At 72.5% G+C, this 12988-nt stretch carries 14 protein-coding genes; 3 read left to right on the plus strand and 11 right to left on the minus strand.

Features of this window, described 5'->3' with window-relative positions:
- A partial coding sequence (locus ACFQ87_RS18425; protein WP_380611817.1) for an LCP family protein occupies positions 1–1063 on the minus strand: 1063 nt, incomplete at its 3' end.
- Entirely contained in the window at positions 1056–1406 is a 351-nt protein-coding gene (locus ACFQ87_RS18430; protein WP_380611818.1) for a DUF6542 domain-containing protein, read from the minus strand. The genes ACFQ87_RS18425 and ACFQ87_RS18430, both read right to left, overlap by 8 nt.
- Before the next feature lie 418 nt (positions 1407–1824).
- On the opposite strand from ACFQ87_RS18430, the gene ACFQ87_RS18435 reads away from it, so the two are divergent.
- Positions 1825–2454, plus strand: a complete 630-nt coding sequence (locus tag ACFQ87_RS18435) for a TetR/AcrR family transcriptional regulator (protein WP_380611819.1) — start codon at positions 1825–1827, stop codon at positions 2452–2454.
- 80 nt (positions 2455–2534) lie between these two features.
- Here ACFQ87_RS18435 and ACFQ87_RS18440 read toward each other — a convergent pair whose 3' ends face one another.
- Positions 2535–3239, minus strand: coding sequence for a hypothetical protein (locus ACFQ87_RS18440; protein ID WP_380611820.1), 705 nt, complete (start codon positions 3237–3239; stop codon positions 2535–2537).
- Between the two features lie 195 nt (positions 3240–3434).
- On the minus strand, positions 3435–3932 hold the full coding sequence (locus ACFQ87_RS18445) for a 4-oxalocrotonate tautomerase family protein (RefSeq protein ID WP_380611821.1): 498 nt from the start codon (positions 3930–3932) through the stop codon (positions 3435–3437).
- Positions 3933–4035: 103 nt separating this feature from the next.
- Between ACFQ87_RS18445 and ACFQ87_RS18450 the strand changes: the two genes are divergently transcribed.
- Positions 4036–4527 carry a winged helix-turn-helix transcriptional regulator gene (locus ACFQ87_RS18450; RefSeq protein WP_380611822.1) on the plus strand — a complete coding sequence of 164 codons (492 nt, stop codon included), beginning with the start codon at positions 4036–4038 and terminating at the stop codon, positions 4525–4527.
- Positions 4528–4635: 108 nt separating this feature from the next.
- On the opposite strand, the gene ACFQ87_RS18455 is transcribed toward ACFQ87_RS18450, so the two are convergent.
- Together ACFQ87_RS18455 and ACFQ87_RS18460 are read right to left on the minus strand one after the other, a co-directional pair.
- Complete coding sequence (locus ACFQ87_RS18455; RefSeq protein ID WP_380611823.1) at positions 4636–5115, minus strand: CAP domain-containing protein; 480 nt, start codon at positions 5113–5115, stop codon at positions 4636–4638.
- A gap of 167 nt (positions 5116–5282) precedes the next feature.
- On the minus strand, positions 5283–8213 hold the full coding sequence (locus ACFQ87_RS18460; RefSeq protein WP_380611824.1) for a BTAD domain-containing putative transcriptional regulator: 2931 nt from the start codon (positions 8211–8213) through the stop codon (positions 5283–5285).
- A gap of 129 nt (positions 8214–8342) precedes the next feature.
- Here ACFQ87_RS18460 and ACFQ87_RS18465 point away from each other — a divergent pair, with 129 nt between their 5' ends.
- Positions 8343–9767 carry a BTAD domain-containing putative transcriptional regulator gene (locus ACFQ87_RS18465; protein WP_380611825.1) on the plus strand — a complete coding sequence of 475 codons (1425 nt, stop codon included), beginning with the start codon at positions 8343–8345 and terminating at the stop codon, positions 9765–9767.
- 23 nt (positions 9768–9790) lie between these two features.
- Here ACFQ87_RS18465 and ACFQ87_RS18470 read toward each other — a convergent pair whose 3' ends face one another.
- From ACFQ87_RS18470 to ACFQ87_RS18490, 5 genes are all read right to left on the minus strand, one after another.
- Complete coding sequence (locus ACFQ87_RS18470; protein ID WP_380611826.1) at positions 9791–10273, minus strand: hypothetical protein; 483 nt, start codon at positions 10271–10273, stop codon at positions 9791–9793.
- Positions 10274–10463: 190 nt separating this feature from the next.
- Complete coding sequence (locus ACFQ87_RS18475) at positions 10464–11672, minus strand: esterase/lipase family protein (RefSeq protein ID WP_380611827.1); 1209 nt, start codon at positions 11670–11672, stop codon at positions 10464–10466.
- A gap of 227 nt (positions 11673–11899) precedes the next feature.
- Positions 11900–12040, minus strand: a complete 141-nt coding sequence (locus ACFQ87_RS18480; RefSeq protein WP_380611828.1) for a hypothetical protein — start codon at positions 12038–12040, stop codon at positions 11900–11902.
- A 129-nt stretch (positions 12041–12169) separates the two neighbouring features.
- Positions 12170–12370: a DUF397 domain-containing protein gene (locus ACFQ87_RS18485; protein ID WP_380611829.1), complete on the minus strand. Its 201-nt coding sequence runs from the start codon at positions 12368–12370 to the stop codon at positions 12170–12172.
- Between the two features lie 10 nt (positions 12371–12380).
- A partial coding sequence (locus ACFQ87_RS18490; protein ID WP_380611830.1) for a DUF5753 domain-containing protein occupies positions 12381–12988 on the minus strand: 608 nt, incomplete at its 5' end.

Raw genomic sequence — 12988 nt, forward strand, 5'->3', positions numbered from 1 at the left:
TGTTGAACTCGACGTTGCCGCCGGTCAGGGCGGGGGCCTGCTGGGCGAAGTCGAGGACGTTCCACTGGTTGTCGATGACCAGGTCCTTCTGGACGACGCCGAACAGGTCCTTGAGCTTGCCGATGTCGCTGATGATGCCGTCCTGCTTGAGCTTGTGCACGACGGAGGAGATGAAGGCCTGCTGGCGGTGGGTGCGGGCGAAGTCGCCGGTGTTGCCCTTGCCGTCGTCCAGGTTGTGGCGCTGGCGGACGAAGGCGAGCGCCTGGGAGGCGTTGAGGGTGTTGATGCCCTTCTTGAAGTCGGCGCCGGAGCCCTGGCCCTCCATGGCCGGGTCCTTGGTGTCGTGGGTCAGGCAGACCTGGATCGGCTCGACGGCCTTGGCGATGTCGTAGAAGCCCATCAGGTTGACCTCGGCCACGTGGTCGACCGGCTGGTTCACGAAGGTCTGGACGGTGCGGATGGTGGCCGCGCGGCCGGCGTCGCGGCCGGCCTTCTCCAGGTCGGCGCCCTTGAGGCCCTTGGCCTTCGGGCTGCCGTCGAACTTCTCCTTGGCGATCCCGTAGGCCTCCTTGACCTTGTGCATGCCCTGCTGGGAGCCGTCCCCGTTGTAGGTCATGACGTAGTCGTCGCGGGGGATGGAGATCGCCTGCACCTTGCCGCCGCTTGCCGGTATGTGCAGCAGGATCAGCGAGTTGGTGTTGTAGCCGCCGACGTCGGAGCTGTGGCCGGCGTGCAGCTCGTCCTGGACGAACTCCGGCGGCAGGTCGGTGCCGTCCATGTTCTTGCGACTGTCCAGGCCGATCAGCAGCAGGTTGACCGAGTTGTCCAGGTGCTTGGGCGCGTCCTTCTTGGTCTCCTCGATCGCGTTGGACGTGGTCATCCCGTCGGTCAGGGAGGTGTACTCGTACCAGACCACACCGCTCGCGGCGAACACCGCGAAGCCGACCGTGGAGGCCACAGCCCGGGCCGCGATCAGCGCGGGGGAGTTCCGGCGGGCGGGGGGCTCGGCGGCCTTGCGGGCGGCGGCCCGGCCGCCGCCCTGCTGCTCGGGCTTCTCAGGCATGCTGCCTCCTCCGGTCCTGGACCACCCGGACCACGATCACCAGCAGGGCCGCGGCGACGGCCTGCGCCATCACCGGGAAACCGTTCACCACCCACTTGGCGGAGCCGGTGGCCAGCTTGCTGCCCTGGTACTTCTCGCTGTCGGCCGCGAACTCGACCACGGCCGTGACGCCCAGCACGACCAGCGGGGAGGCCGCGACCACCCACCACCAGCCCCTGCGGGTGCTGAGCGCGGCCGCCAGGCCCATGCCGAGCACCGCGCACACGTCGAAGGCGATGCCCATGCCGGGGCCGGAGAGCTCGTCGATCACCGCACCCACCAGCGGCAGTGCGACGGCCGCCACCGCCGGCAGGGCCGGCCCGCCGGAGAAGGGCCGCTGGGGACCGGCGGGCTTGCCGGCCGTCCGACGCCGTGAACCCTGGTCGGACGACCGACCTCGCTGCCCCGCCACGCACTCACCCCCGGTGTTTCCGTGATTGGCGCGCCACAGCCGGCGCTCGCGCCGGGTTGCTGTGGGAGAGCGGTTGCGGCGCTGCCAGTACGGGACGCTGGTGTTCGGCCGGCCGGTTCCCGTTCTCGGTTTCCCGCTGTTGCTCGGGGGCAGGCACGTTTTCGGATTTGCTCTACAGAGGTGTAGAGATCGTACGCAGCATAGAGCACGCCTGTTCGGTGGCAAGTCCGCTTGCAGACGGGCCTGCATACACTACACCGAGCAGTTTTCGAGAAGGTCGGCGGGTGCGCCGGCGGAGAAGGAGCGGGTCGTGGCGACCACGGGCGGAGCGGGGCGGCCGGAGAAGCGGAAGGCGATCACCCGGGCTGCGACGACGGTGTTCGGGCGCGAAGGGTACGTCCGGGCCAGCATGGACGCGATCGCGGCCGAGGCCGGGGTTTCCAAGCGCACGGTCTACAACCACTTCGCCGACAAGGAGACCCTCTTCCTGTCGGTGGCACTGCAGAACTCGGCGGAACTCACCGAGAAGATCCGGGAGTTGATGGCGAAGTACCTGGACCGGGTGGTGGACCTGCGCCAGGACCTGGCCGACTTCGCAGTCGCGCGGGCGCTCGCCGTCCTCTCCGCGGGGGAGCACGGGGCACTCGGCCGGGCGATCCGCGCCGAGGTCGCCAACATCCCGGCGGACGTTCTGGAGGCCTGGCTGGAGGCCGGCCCGGTGGCCTCCCAGCGGGACCTGGCGGAGCGCTTCGCGGCGCTCGCCGAGCGCGGGCTGCTGGCGGTCGGCGAACCGGAGCTGGCCGCCGAGCAGTTCACGCTGCTGACCTTCCACGGCGTCGCGGAGCGCTCCTTCTGGGGTGCCCTGCCGGTGGCCGAGGAGGAGGTCGAGCGGATCGCCGGGGCGGGCGTGGACGCCTTCCTGAAGATCTACGGCGCCTGAGGCCGTGTCCGGCCTAGCCGCGCGGGGTCGAGGGCGCCGCCCCCGACCCCGCGGATCACTGGTGGATCACTTCGGGCAGGTCACTTCCAGTTGACGCCCTTGCCCAGGGTGTACGGCTCGCCCCAGTACTCGGCGCCGGCCACCTTGGTCGCCTGCGGCGCCAGTGCCAGCACGCAGGAGGTGATGGACTGGCCGTTGGTGAAGCCCTTGGGGAAGGACGGGTGCGGGCACTTGTCGAAGGTGCCGATCAGCATCACCTCGCTGGCCTCCGAGCCGTCCGGGAGCGTGCCCTTCATCTGGGTCAGGCTGGAGAAGGACAGATCGGTGCTGCCGACGTTGGTGACCTTGAAACGGACGTAGTACGGCACCATGCCCGCGGCCTTGTCGCCCAGCTTGAGCGGGGTGAGGTCGGCCGGGTCGCCCTTGTCGATCGAGGTGACCGTGAGCGAGACGGTGCCCTTGGTGCTGCCCGAGCTGAACGGGATGGTGGCGGCGTCGCCGATCTTCACCGTGGTCCCGGGCGCCGCGGTCGCACCGGCCGGGGCCGGCGCCGCCGCCGTGCCGGGCGCCGCGGCGGTCGGGGCGCCGGTCGGGGCCGCCGCCGAGATGGAGGGCGCCGGGGTGGTGGGCGCGGTCGACGACGTGGCGGGCGCCTGGGTGGCGGGCGGGGTGGTCGCGGTGTCGGACGACGCGGCGTCGTCGTTGCAAGCGGTCAGGGTGAGTGCGCCGGCCGCGGCCAGGCCGACCAGGGCCAGGGTGTGGCGATTGCTGCGGATGGTCTTCATGTGACGTCCCCCGTCATTGCGGACCACTGTGGCGGCGGTCCTCCTGAGGGACGTTCATAGCGCAGTGCGGAAGCGGGGCGCCACGCGTTTTGGGGGGTCTTGACGCCGTCGTGACGAGTCCCACGCGGGTCCGTGACAAGGGATGCCGAGTCGTGATCAGTCGTTCTCGAACGGCTCGGCACCCCCGTCGGCCGGTTACGGCAGGGCGGCGTGCTCGGCCCGGCTGGCGGCCAGGCGCTGCGTCGCGAGCGCGCGGGCCCGGTCGGGGTCGTTCCCGGTGATCCGGGCGAGGATCGCCGCGAGCGGCCTGATCTTCCCGGCGCTGCCCCAGTGGCCCTCGGGGATCTCGGTGGGGAACACCCACACCCGGCCGGGGTCCCGCGGCCAGGCGCCGCCCTCGGCGTCCAGGATCGCCTCGGTCACGTCGGCGACGACGGCTGCCCGGATCCGCTCGGCGAACTGGCCCTCGGGGACGGAGGGAACGACCCGGTAGTGCGGCGCGTCGGCGGGCCTGCCGCCGACGTAGACGGCGGCGGGCCGGTGCAGGAACACCCAGGACACGGAGCGGACGGCCGGGTCGGTGGGGTCGAAGCCCTCGTGGCGGATCAGGATCCCGGTGATCCGGTCGAGCAGTTCCGCCTCGGCGTCGGGCTGGAGCGCTCCGTCGGGGATGTACACGTCGATCATGGGCACGATCGGTTCTCCTGACTGGATTTACTTTCTCAACTCAGGTCGGGAGTGAGCCTGCCGCTGCTGGGTTGAGATTGTCAATCCAGGTGTCGGTATCATCGGGGCCATGGCAGAGCAGGGAATCCGGAGGGTCGACCCGTCGAACTGTTCGATGGCGCGCGCCCTGTCGGTGGTCGGCGAGCGCTGGTCGCTGCTGATCGTCCGCGAGGCCGTCGACGGCGCCACCCGCTTCGGCGAGTTCCGGGCGCGGCTGGGAATCGCCAGCAACCTGCTGTCCACCCGGCTCGACGGCCTGGTCGCGACCGGCGTCATGCACCGCGCCCCGTACCAGGAGCCCGGCGACCGCCAGCGCTACGAGTACCGCCTCACCGAGCAGGGGTTGGCCCTTCGGCCGACCCTGATGGCCCTGCTGGAGTGGGGCGACACGTACCTCGCGGACGAGGCCGGGCCGCCGGTCGTGGTCCGGCACGGCGGCCCGGACGAGGAGCACCGCTGCGACGAGCCGGTCACCCTCGTCCTGGAGTGCGCGGCCGGGCACACCCACCTGCCGTCGAACGAGGTCTACCGGGCGCCGGGGCCGGGGGCGCGCTTCCTCTGAGCGGCCCGGAGCACCGGCCCGCGGTAGGCGGCGAGGAGCAGGCCGGGCCCGCGCGTCGGAGCCGACGCGAGGGCCCGGCCCGCTGGCGGTGCGGCGCCCGTCGTGGCGTCAGACCTGGGCGAGGGTCAGGACGTAGCGGCCCCGGGCGCCGGGCCGGCCGGGTGCGTGGCCGACGCCGAGGTGGTTGAAGCGCGGGTCGAGCAAGGTGTCGCGGTGCCGGGGGCTGTTCATCCACAGCTGCACGGCTTGCGGCACGCTGTCGGCCGGGGCGACGATCTCGGCGGCGAAGCGGAAGGCGAAGCCGGCGGCCCGGACCCGGCGCCACGGCGTGCTGCCGTCGGTGCCGTCGTGCTGGATGACGCCGTGCGCGGCCAGGTCGCCGGCGTGGCGCTGGGCCGCGGCGTTCAACCGGTGGTCCAGACGCAGGAGTCGGGCGCCGACGTGGACGCGCCGGAAGTTGAGGGAGGTCATCATCTCGGTGCGGACGTCGACGCCGGTGGGCGCCCCGCCTTCCGCTGCCTCGAACGCCGCTTCCTCGAACGCCGCGCCGAGTGTCAGCACCCGGCCGTTCCGCACGAGCCTGGGCATGGTGTCGGGCCTCTCGTCTGTGGTGTCGCCCCGGACCGCGGGTGGCGCGGTCCGGGGCCGGACGGGTCATACGATGCCGGAGCGCGGTAGACGGCCAATCAACGCGTATGCCGGTCAACGCGGGTGGCCGGTCACCACGCAAGCCGGTCAACGCGCGTGGCCGACGGTCAGCCGGAACGCGCGAGCAGCTCCTCGACCTGCGCCGCGTCCTCGTCGAGCCCGAGCCGCCGGTACACCTCCAGCGCCTCCGTCAGGAGGGCCCGGGCCTGGCGCGGGCGGCCGAGGCCGGTGAGCGCGGTGCCGAGGGTGCGCAGCAGGGCGGCCTCCAGGGCGGCGCTGGTGCGGCGGGCGAGCGGGAGGACGGCTTCGGCGGCGTCGACGGCGAGCGGCCAGCGGCCGGCTTCGGCGTGGATGCGGGCGGCGAGGTCGCCGGCCGCGGCGGCGAAGACGGTGACCTGCAGGGTGGTGAACTCCTCGCGGGCGCCGACGGCGTGGGCGAGTGCCGCCTCAGGGTCGCCGCACAGCCGCAGCACCCGGGCGAGGTAGTAGCGGCCGATCGCCGCGGAGACCGGCCCCGAGGCGCTCATCAGGTGGGCGCAGCGTTCGGCGGCGTCCCGGGCTTCGGTCCGGCGTCCGGTCTGGGCGGCGCTGAAGGCGAACTCGCCGAGCGCGCTGCCCTCGGCGCGCTGGGCGCCGAGGCGGTGGAAGAGGTCGGCGGCGCGGCCGGCGTGTTCGGCGGCCTCGGCGTAGCGGCCGTGGATGCGGGCGTTGCTGCCGAGGGTGATCAGGGCCTTGGCGAGCACGCGTTCGGTCCGCTCGTCGGTACAGAGCTCGACGGCCCGGCGGATCTCCTCCTGGGACTCGGTGTAGCGGTTGATGTGCCAGAGCATGCTGCCGCGCAGGTAGCGGGCGAGGGCGAGCGGCCCGTGTTCGCCGCGGGCCTCGGCCTCCCGGGCGAGTCGCCCGGCGAGGTCGACGATGACGCCGGTCTGGGTGCGCTCCGGGATCACGGCGCCCATCCGGTCGGCGAGTTCGGCGGCGCGGTCGAGCGGCAGGGTCGGGTCGGCGCAGCTGAGCGCGATGGCGGCGGCGTTCACCTCGGCCTGGTCGCGCATCCACTGCACGGCGTCCGCGCCGTCGGCGATGGTGCGGCCCGGGGAGGCCACGAGCGCGCCGAGCAGGCTGAGTTCGGCCGGTTCGGCCTTGCGGGCGGCCTGGTCGGCGCTGCGAGCGGTGGCGAGGCAGAAGTCGAGCAGCCGGTCGGTGGCGGCGGTACGGTCGGCGGCGTTCTCCTCGTCGGCGAGCCGGCCGCGGGCGTAGGCGCGGACGAGGTCGTGGAAGCCGTAGCGGCCGAACCGGGGGGAGTGCAGCAGGTTGAGGTCGACGAGTTCTTCGAGCAGCAGGTCGGTCTGGTCCTCGGTGCGGTCGAGCAGGGCGGCGGCGCAGGACAGCGGGACGTCGGGGGCGTCGGGCAGCGACAGCAGGCGGAAGGCCCGCGCGAGTTCCGGGTCCAGCCGGTGGTAGGAGAGCGCGAAGGTGGCTTCCACGGTCCGTTCGCCGTCGCTGAGTTCGGCCAGCCGGTGCTCGTGGCGCAGCCCCTCGGCGAGCGCTGCGAGGGTGAGCGAGGGGTCGGCGGCGAGCCGGGAGGCGACGATGCGGACGGCGAGCGGCAGCAGCCCGCAGGCCCGGACGACCTCCTCGGCGGCCGCGGGTTCGGCGGCGACGCGTTCGGCGCCGACGATCCGGGTGAGCAGTTCCAGGGCCTGGGCGGGCGGCAGGGTGTCCAGGCGCAGCTGGTGGGCCCCGGCGAGGCCGGTCAGCCGGTGGCGGCTGGTGATGAGGACGGCGCAGCCGGCCGAGCCGGGCAGCAGCGGTTCGACGTGGCCGGAGTCGGCGGCGTTGTCGAGCACGAGCAGGACCCGGCGTCCGGTCAGGGCCGAGCGGAAGAGCGCGCTGCGTTCGCCGGTGTCCGGCGGGATCTCGGCGGGATCGACGCCGAGCGCGCGAAGGAAGCCTGCCAGGACGGTGCCCGGGTCGGGCGGGTTGTGGTCGGCGCCGCGCAGGTCGGCGAAGAGCTGCCCGTCGGGGAAGCGTTCGCGGGCCTGCCGGGCGACGTGCACGGCGAGGGTCGTCTTGCCGACACCGCCCATGCCGTCCAGGGCGGAGACCACGACGGCGCGCCCGCCGGCTCCGGAGAGCCGGTCCGCGAGGGTCTCCACCTCCTCGACGCGTCCGGTGAAGTCGGGCAGCGAGGCCGGGAGTTGGTCGGGGGCCCGCCAGGTGTCGGCGGCGGGCACGACGCCGGGCTCGGGGGCGGGCCCGGCCGGGAGCAGGGTGGCGTCCTCGCGCAGGATGCGCAGCTGGAGCTCGGCCGGGCCCTGCTCGTCGGGCGGCAGCGTCGGGCGGGCGTCCTCGTAGACGGCGAGCGCCTCGGCCTTGCGGCCCGCCTGGTAGAGGGCGCGCATCAGGACGGTGGTGAGCCGGGGCCGCCCGGGGTGTTCCAGGGCGAGCGCGGCGGCCTCCGCCGTCAGGTCGGTGCGGTCGCCGAGTTCGGCGTCCAGCTCCAGCTGGGTTTCCTTGGCCGAGATCCGCTGCTCGGCGAGCCGGGCCCGGACGGCCTCGGCGTGCGGCCCGGGCAGCCCGGCGAGCGGTTCGCCGGCCCAGAGCCGCTGGGCGCCGCGCAGCACCTCCCGGACCTGCCGGGGTGGCGCGTCGGTCCGGCGCAGTTCCTCGGCCTCGGCCAGCAGGGCCTGCCAGGCGACGGCGTCGACCTCGGCTGCGGGTACCCGCAGCGCGTAGCCGTCGCCGACGCGGACCAGGGGCATTCGCTCCGGTTCGTCCCCGGCGTACGGCCGGAACGCGGTGCGCAGCCGGGAGACGGCGAGTTGGACGGCCTTGCGCGGATCGGCCGGCGCGGCCCCGCCCCACACCCCTTCGACCAGCACCGGCACTGCCACCGTCCGCCCGGCGGCGTCCAGCAGCACGGCGAGCACGGCCCGCTGCTGCGGCCGGCCCAACTCCAGCTCCCGCTCCCCGTACCAGGCCCGCAGCGGGCCCAGCAGTCCGAACCGCAGCCCGGCTCCCCCCATGTCACCCATGTCCCGTCCCGAAAGTCGTCCCTGTGCCGGTATCCCGCCACTTCCGTGCGGACAGCGGCGCCCCCATACCCGGGCGGCCTATGCTCTGTTACAGATTGTGCACGGATTCCGAGCTTCGAGAGGTGGGCTGTGCGGCTCGAATTCCGCGTGCTGGGGCCGCTGCGTGCCCGGTGCGACGGCCGGGAGATCGAGCTCGGCCGCCCGCAGCAGCGGGCCGTGCTGGCCGCGTTGCTGCTCGTCCCGGGGCAGTTGGTGCCGACGGACCGGCTGGTCGAGGGCTTGTGGGGCGAGGACGACACCCGCTGGCCGAAGGATCCGGTCGGGCAGATCGGTACCCATGTGCACCGGCTGCGGCGGGCGCTCGGCGCGTCCGAGCTGCTGGTGGCGGCGGCGGGCGGCTACCGGCTGGCGGTGCCGCGCGAGGCGGTGGACCTCTTCCGCTATGAGGCGGCGGTGGCGGAGGCCGTCGCGCTGCGTCACCGGGAGCCGTCGCGGGCCCGTGAGTTGCTCGGTGAGGCGCTCGGGGCCTGGGAGGGCAGCCGCGCGCTGGACGGCGTGCCGGGGGCGTTCGCCGAGCGGGCCCGGGAGCGGCTGGTGGCCGGGCGCCTCGCGGCGGTGAAGGCGCTGCTCGACCTGGACCTCGCGCTCGGACGGCACGCCGAGGCGGTGGAGCCGCTGGCCGGGCTGGCGGCGGAGCATCCGCAGGACGAGGAGGTGCACCGGCTGCAGCTGCTGGCGCTGCACCGCTGCGGCCGTACGGCGGAGGCGCTGGCGGCGTACGAGGCGCTGCGGGAGCGGCTGGACCGCGAGCTGGGGCTCGAACCCGCTTCCGCGGTCGTCGAGTTGGCTGACCGCATCCGGCGCGGACAGCCGACGGTGTCGTTGCGGCGGCTGCCCCGGCCGTGCCAGCTTCCGTCCGACATCCCCGACCTGGTGGGGCGGGCCGGGCTGGTGCGGCGGGCGGAACAGGCCCTGCGGGCGGCCGGGGGTTCGCCGGTGGTGGGGCTGTCGGGGCCATCCGGGAGCGGGGCCTCCGCGTTGGCGGTGCATGTGGCGCACGCGGTGCAGGACGATTTCCCGGACGGGCAGTTGTACGCGAGCGGGGGTGAGCCGGGCGCCGTCCTGGGGGCTTTCCTGCGGGCCCTGGGGGAGCAGCCCGCAGGCGACGCCCCGGTCGGGGAGCTGACTGAGCGCTACCGGACCGCGCTCGCCGGGCGGCGGGTGCTGGTGGTGCTCGACGGGGCGGCCGACCCTACCCCGCTGCTGCCCGCGACACCGGGCTGCGCGGCGGTGGTGACCGGGGCGGACCCCGGGACGCTGCCCTGCGAGGCGGTCCGGCTGACGGTCGGACCGCTGGAGCCGCACGACGCCCACGAGCTGCTGGCTCGGGTTGTGGGCGTCGAGCGGATCAGCCGGGAGCCGGACGAGGCAGCCGAGTTGGCCGCCCTCTGCGGCCACCTGCCCGTCCTGCTGCGGACGGCGGCGACGCGACTCGCGGCCCGGCCCTGGTGGTCGGTGGCGGACCTGGTCAGGTGGCTCACCGAACGGGGGTGAGGGCCGGGCGGCGGGGCGGTTGTTTAGTACGGGTCGGAGCTGCGGAGCGTGTTGGTGATGATGCTCCACTGGCGGGGGTCGGTGAAGACGACCTTGAGGCCGCCCTTGTCGGCGACCACCACACCGGCGCGCTGGAAGGAGTTGGTCTTGAACGTGTTGCTGGCCCAGCAGACGCGGTTGTAGGCCCCGTAGACGACGAAGTTGCCGTCGCCCTGCATGATTGCCTTGGTGCCGCAACCCAGGGTTCCCGGGGCAACCCACACCGCATTGGCCGGCCCGATCGGCGGAACCCGGTAGAGGACGAGGTTGCCGTCGCCCTGCATGATCAGCTGGGTGTCTCCCTCGACGATGCGATCGCCCTGGTTGAGGACCCCGGGCTCGCCCAACTCCGTGCTGTAGACGGTGTCGGCGTGCGCGGCCCCCGCCGACACCATCGTCCCGACCAGCGCCAGCACACCGGCTGCCGTCCCGACGGCCATGCGCCGCAGCGTCTTCGTCGCCTTCATGTCCCCGTGTCGCCTCTCTCGTACGTGCGAGCCCGAGATCGTCGGGCGCCCTGTGGAGAAGAGCATGGTCGGAGGCGGTAGACAAACGATTGACGCCCCGGTGAGGGACGTCACGGTGGGGCGGAACGACCCCCGCCCGCTCGCCGGTGCGGCGAGCGGGCGGGCTTCAGGCGGTTGGTGCGGGCGGGGATCAGTCGGGGAGGCGCTCCAGGAGCCAGGAGCCGAGTTCCTCGGTGATCGCGGTGTGGGCGGTGGTGGTGGAGGAGCAGATGAAGTCGTCGACGTCACTCTCGCTGGGGTCGAGCGTGTCGACCTTCGCGTACAGGTCGTCCTGCTTCTCGATGTCACGGATCGCGACGGCGCTGACGGACGGGACGAAGCAGATGTCCTCGTGCTTCAGGCCCGCGGTGTCCTTCAGGGTGTCGGCGAGGATGCGGTACGTGTGGAGGGTGCCGCCGGGGGCGCCGTCCAGCTCGGGGAAGCCGTCGGTGGTGACCTCCTGCTTGCCCGGCGGGACCAGGCGGAAGAGCTCGGCGGACTTGGCGCCGGTGCCCTGCGCCTGGGCGTAGAACTTGCTGCCGCGGTAGAGCTTCTTGAGCTCGTAGGCGACGTCGCCGGGCTTCACGTCCGGCAGGCCGATGCCGTCGCCGCGGCCGTTGGCGAGGGCGAGCAGGCGGGGGATGCGGGGCCAGCCGCCGATCTCTTCCAACTTCCTGAGGAACTCGGTGCGCTCCGGGGCGACGCCGATCTTCTTCGTCTTCGGGTCGTAGTGGCGCCAGAGGAGCTGCCGGGCGGCCGGGCTGTCCATCTGCCGGGCGAAGTCGTTGGCGAACGGGATGAAGTGCGAGAACGCCTGGAGGCCGACTGGGATGGTGGCGCCCCGGTGCGGGCTGTCCCAGGAGAAGTAGAGCCGGGTGCGGTGGTCCTTGCGCTGCATCTCCAGCCTGGCCAGCGCGTAGCGGGTGACCAGGCCGCCCATGCTGAAACCACCGACGGTCAGCGGGGCGTCGCCCAGCTGCTCGGCGAGGGTGCGCCGGACGGCGACGATCGCGGCCTCGGCGTTGTCGAGGATGGAGGCGCTGCGCTCCTCGAAGCCGAGCAGGATGACGTCCCGGCCGCGCTGGCGCAGCTGCGTCATGAGGGGGTAGTCGGCGTCCAGGCCCTCGGCGAGCCAGCGCAGGTCGCTCTTGCCGAGGTTGAAGCCGTCGGCCATGATCACGGGCCGGGTGATGCCCTGGTTGCCGTCGCCGTAGAAGACCCAGGCGAAGCCGTTCGGGAGCTCCCACTTCTCGTCCGGCTCGCGGAACGCGGGCGGTCGGACCGGCTGGGTCGTGAGCGGGGCGGCGATGGTGAAGGCGCCGACTGCCTGCTCGGCGAGCTCACCCTGCGGTGTGGTCAAGGTGTCCTCCGGGGTTGGCTGTGCACGGTTGGTCCGCGCGAACGTTTTGCGTGAATCGCCCCATGATGGGGCGTCAGCGAGCCTGTCGAGTGGAGGACATGGTCCGGTTCATTCGTTCGGACGGGCGGGGGCGACGAACGCTTGGCAGCCGGGGAGTGGAGAAACTGACCCGCCCGCTCGCCGATGCGGCGAGCGGGCGGGGTTTCGGGCGGTGGTGTGGGTGTGCGTCAGCAGCACGAGCCGCCGCTGCTCATGGCGGTCTGGACGTGCTGGGCGGGCGCCGGCGAGGCGTCGCTGGAGGTGGTGGCGAACAGGACGGCGGCGGCAACGGCCAGGCCGGTGGCGGCGGCGATCAGCATGGTGCGCATGGTGGGGTCCCCCCGGAAGGCGTGTGGTCGGGCCCCTGAGTCAAGCGGTGTTGGCGGCGACCTGTCAACGATTCGGTTCCGCCCGAATCGTTGGGGTCCAACGATTCGGGCGGGGGAGGGGGTGCTGGCTCAGGCGAGGTGGTCGAACTCGCCGGCCTTGACGCCGAGGATGAAGGCGCGGAGCTTGGCCGTCGAGGTGGTGATGATGACGGAGGGGTCGTCGGACTCTCGGAGATGGCGGACGTCTCTGTCTCCCGGGGCCAGCTCAATGCAGGTGGTTCCGCCGTCTGCGTCGCTAAAGGATGACTTCTGCCAGGCGAGCTGGTGCATCGGGTGCCTTTCAGTGCTGGAGTTCGTAAAGGAGGTATTGAAGGAGCCCCCAGGAATCGCGTGAGTGAGTCTCGCGTCGGGACTTGGTGGTGTCGACTGCGGGCAGCGCGAGATCACTGGCCTCTTGGAACTTTTGATGGTAGGCCGCCACGTCCTCTGGATCGCCGAGGTGAAGAGCGCGCTTCGGTCCGTCCAGGATGACGGTTGAGAGATCGGTGCAGCCAGGGTCGCAGATCAGGAACGTGCCTGCGTAGGGAGCCTTTCCAGGGGCATCGAACGTCAAGATCTCGATCGTGACATTGGGAAGCTCTGCCATCTCAACGAGGTGGAGCAACTGGTCCCGCATCACCGCCTTGCCGGCGAACTGCATCCGAAGGGCTGCCTCGTGGATGACATACCGAAACTGCCGCTGCTTGGTGTCGGCTACGATTTGCTGGCGCCGCAGACGAAAATCGATGGCTGTTGCTGTGTCCCATCGACCGTCCTTGTATGCATCTTTGTAGACGGCCTCGACATAGCCCGGAATTTGCAACGTTCCGGGGATGTGCAACGAATCGAAGGCAGCGAAGGATTCTGCCCTGTCTTCTGCTTCTGCCAGGTCCAAGGAGAGCGTCGGGG

The sequence above is a fragment of the Kitasatospora sp. NPDC056531 genome, from assembly GCF_042794375.1.
Classification (GTDB): domain Bacteria; phylum Actinomycetota; class Actinomycetes; order Streptomycetales; family Streptomycetaceae; genus Kitasatospora.

Coding starts and splice junctions, on each gene's coding strand:
- ACFQ87_RS18440 (WP_380611820.1), bottom strand. CDS start 3,239: ATGAAGACCATCCGCAGCAATCGCCACACCCTGGCCCTGGTCGGCCTG.
- ACFQ87_RS18450 (WP_380611822.1), top strand. CDS start 4,036: ATGGCAGAGCAGGGAATCCGGAGGGTCGACCCGTCGAACTGTTCGATG.
- ACFQ87_RS18455 (WP_380611823.1), bottom strand. CDS start 5,115: ATGCCCAGGCTCGTGCGGAACGGCCGGGTGCTGACACTCGGCGCGGCG.
- ACFQ87_RS18460 (WP_380611824.1), bottom strand. CDS start 8,213: ATGGGTGACATGGGGGGAGCCGGGCTGCGGTTCGGACTGCTGGGCCCG.
- ACFQ87_RS18470 (WP_380611826.1), bottom strand. CDS start 10,273: ATGAAGGCGACGAAGACGCTGCGGCGCATGGCCGTCGGGACGGCAGCC.
- ACFQ87_RS18480 (WP_380611828.1), bottom strand. CDS start 12,040: ATGCGCACCATGCTGATCGCCGCCGCCACCGGCCTGGCCGTTGCCGCC.
- ACFQ87_RS18485 (WP_380611829.1), bottom strand. CDS start 12,370: ATGCACCAGCTCGCCTGGCAGAAGTCATCCTTTAGCGACGCAGACGGC.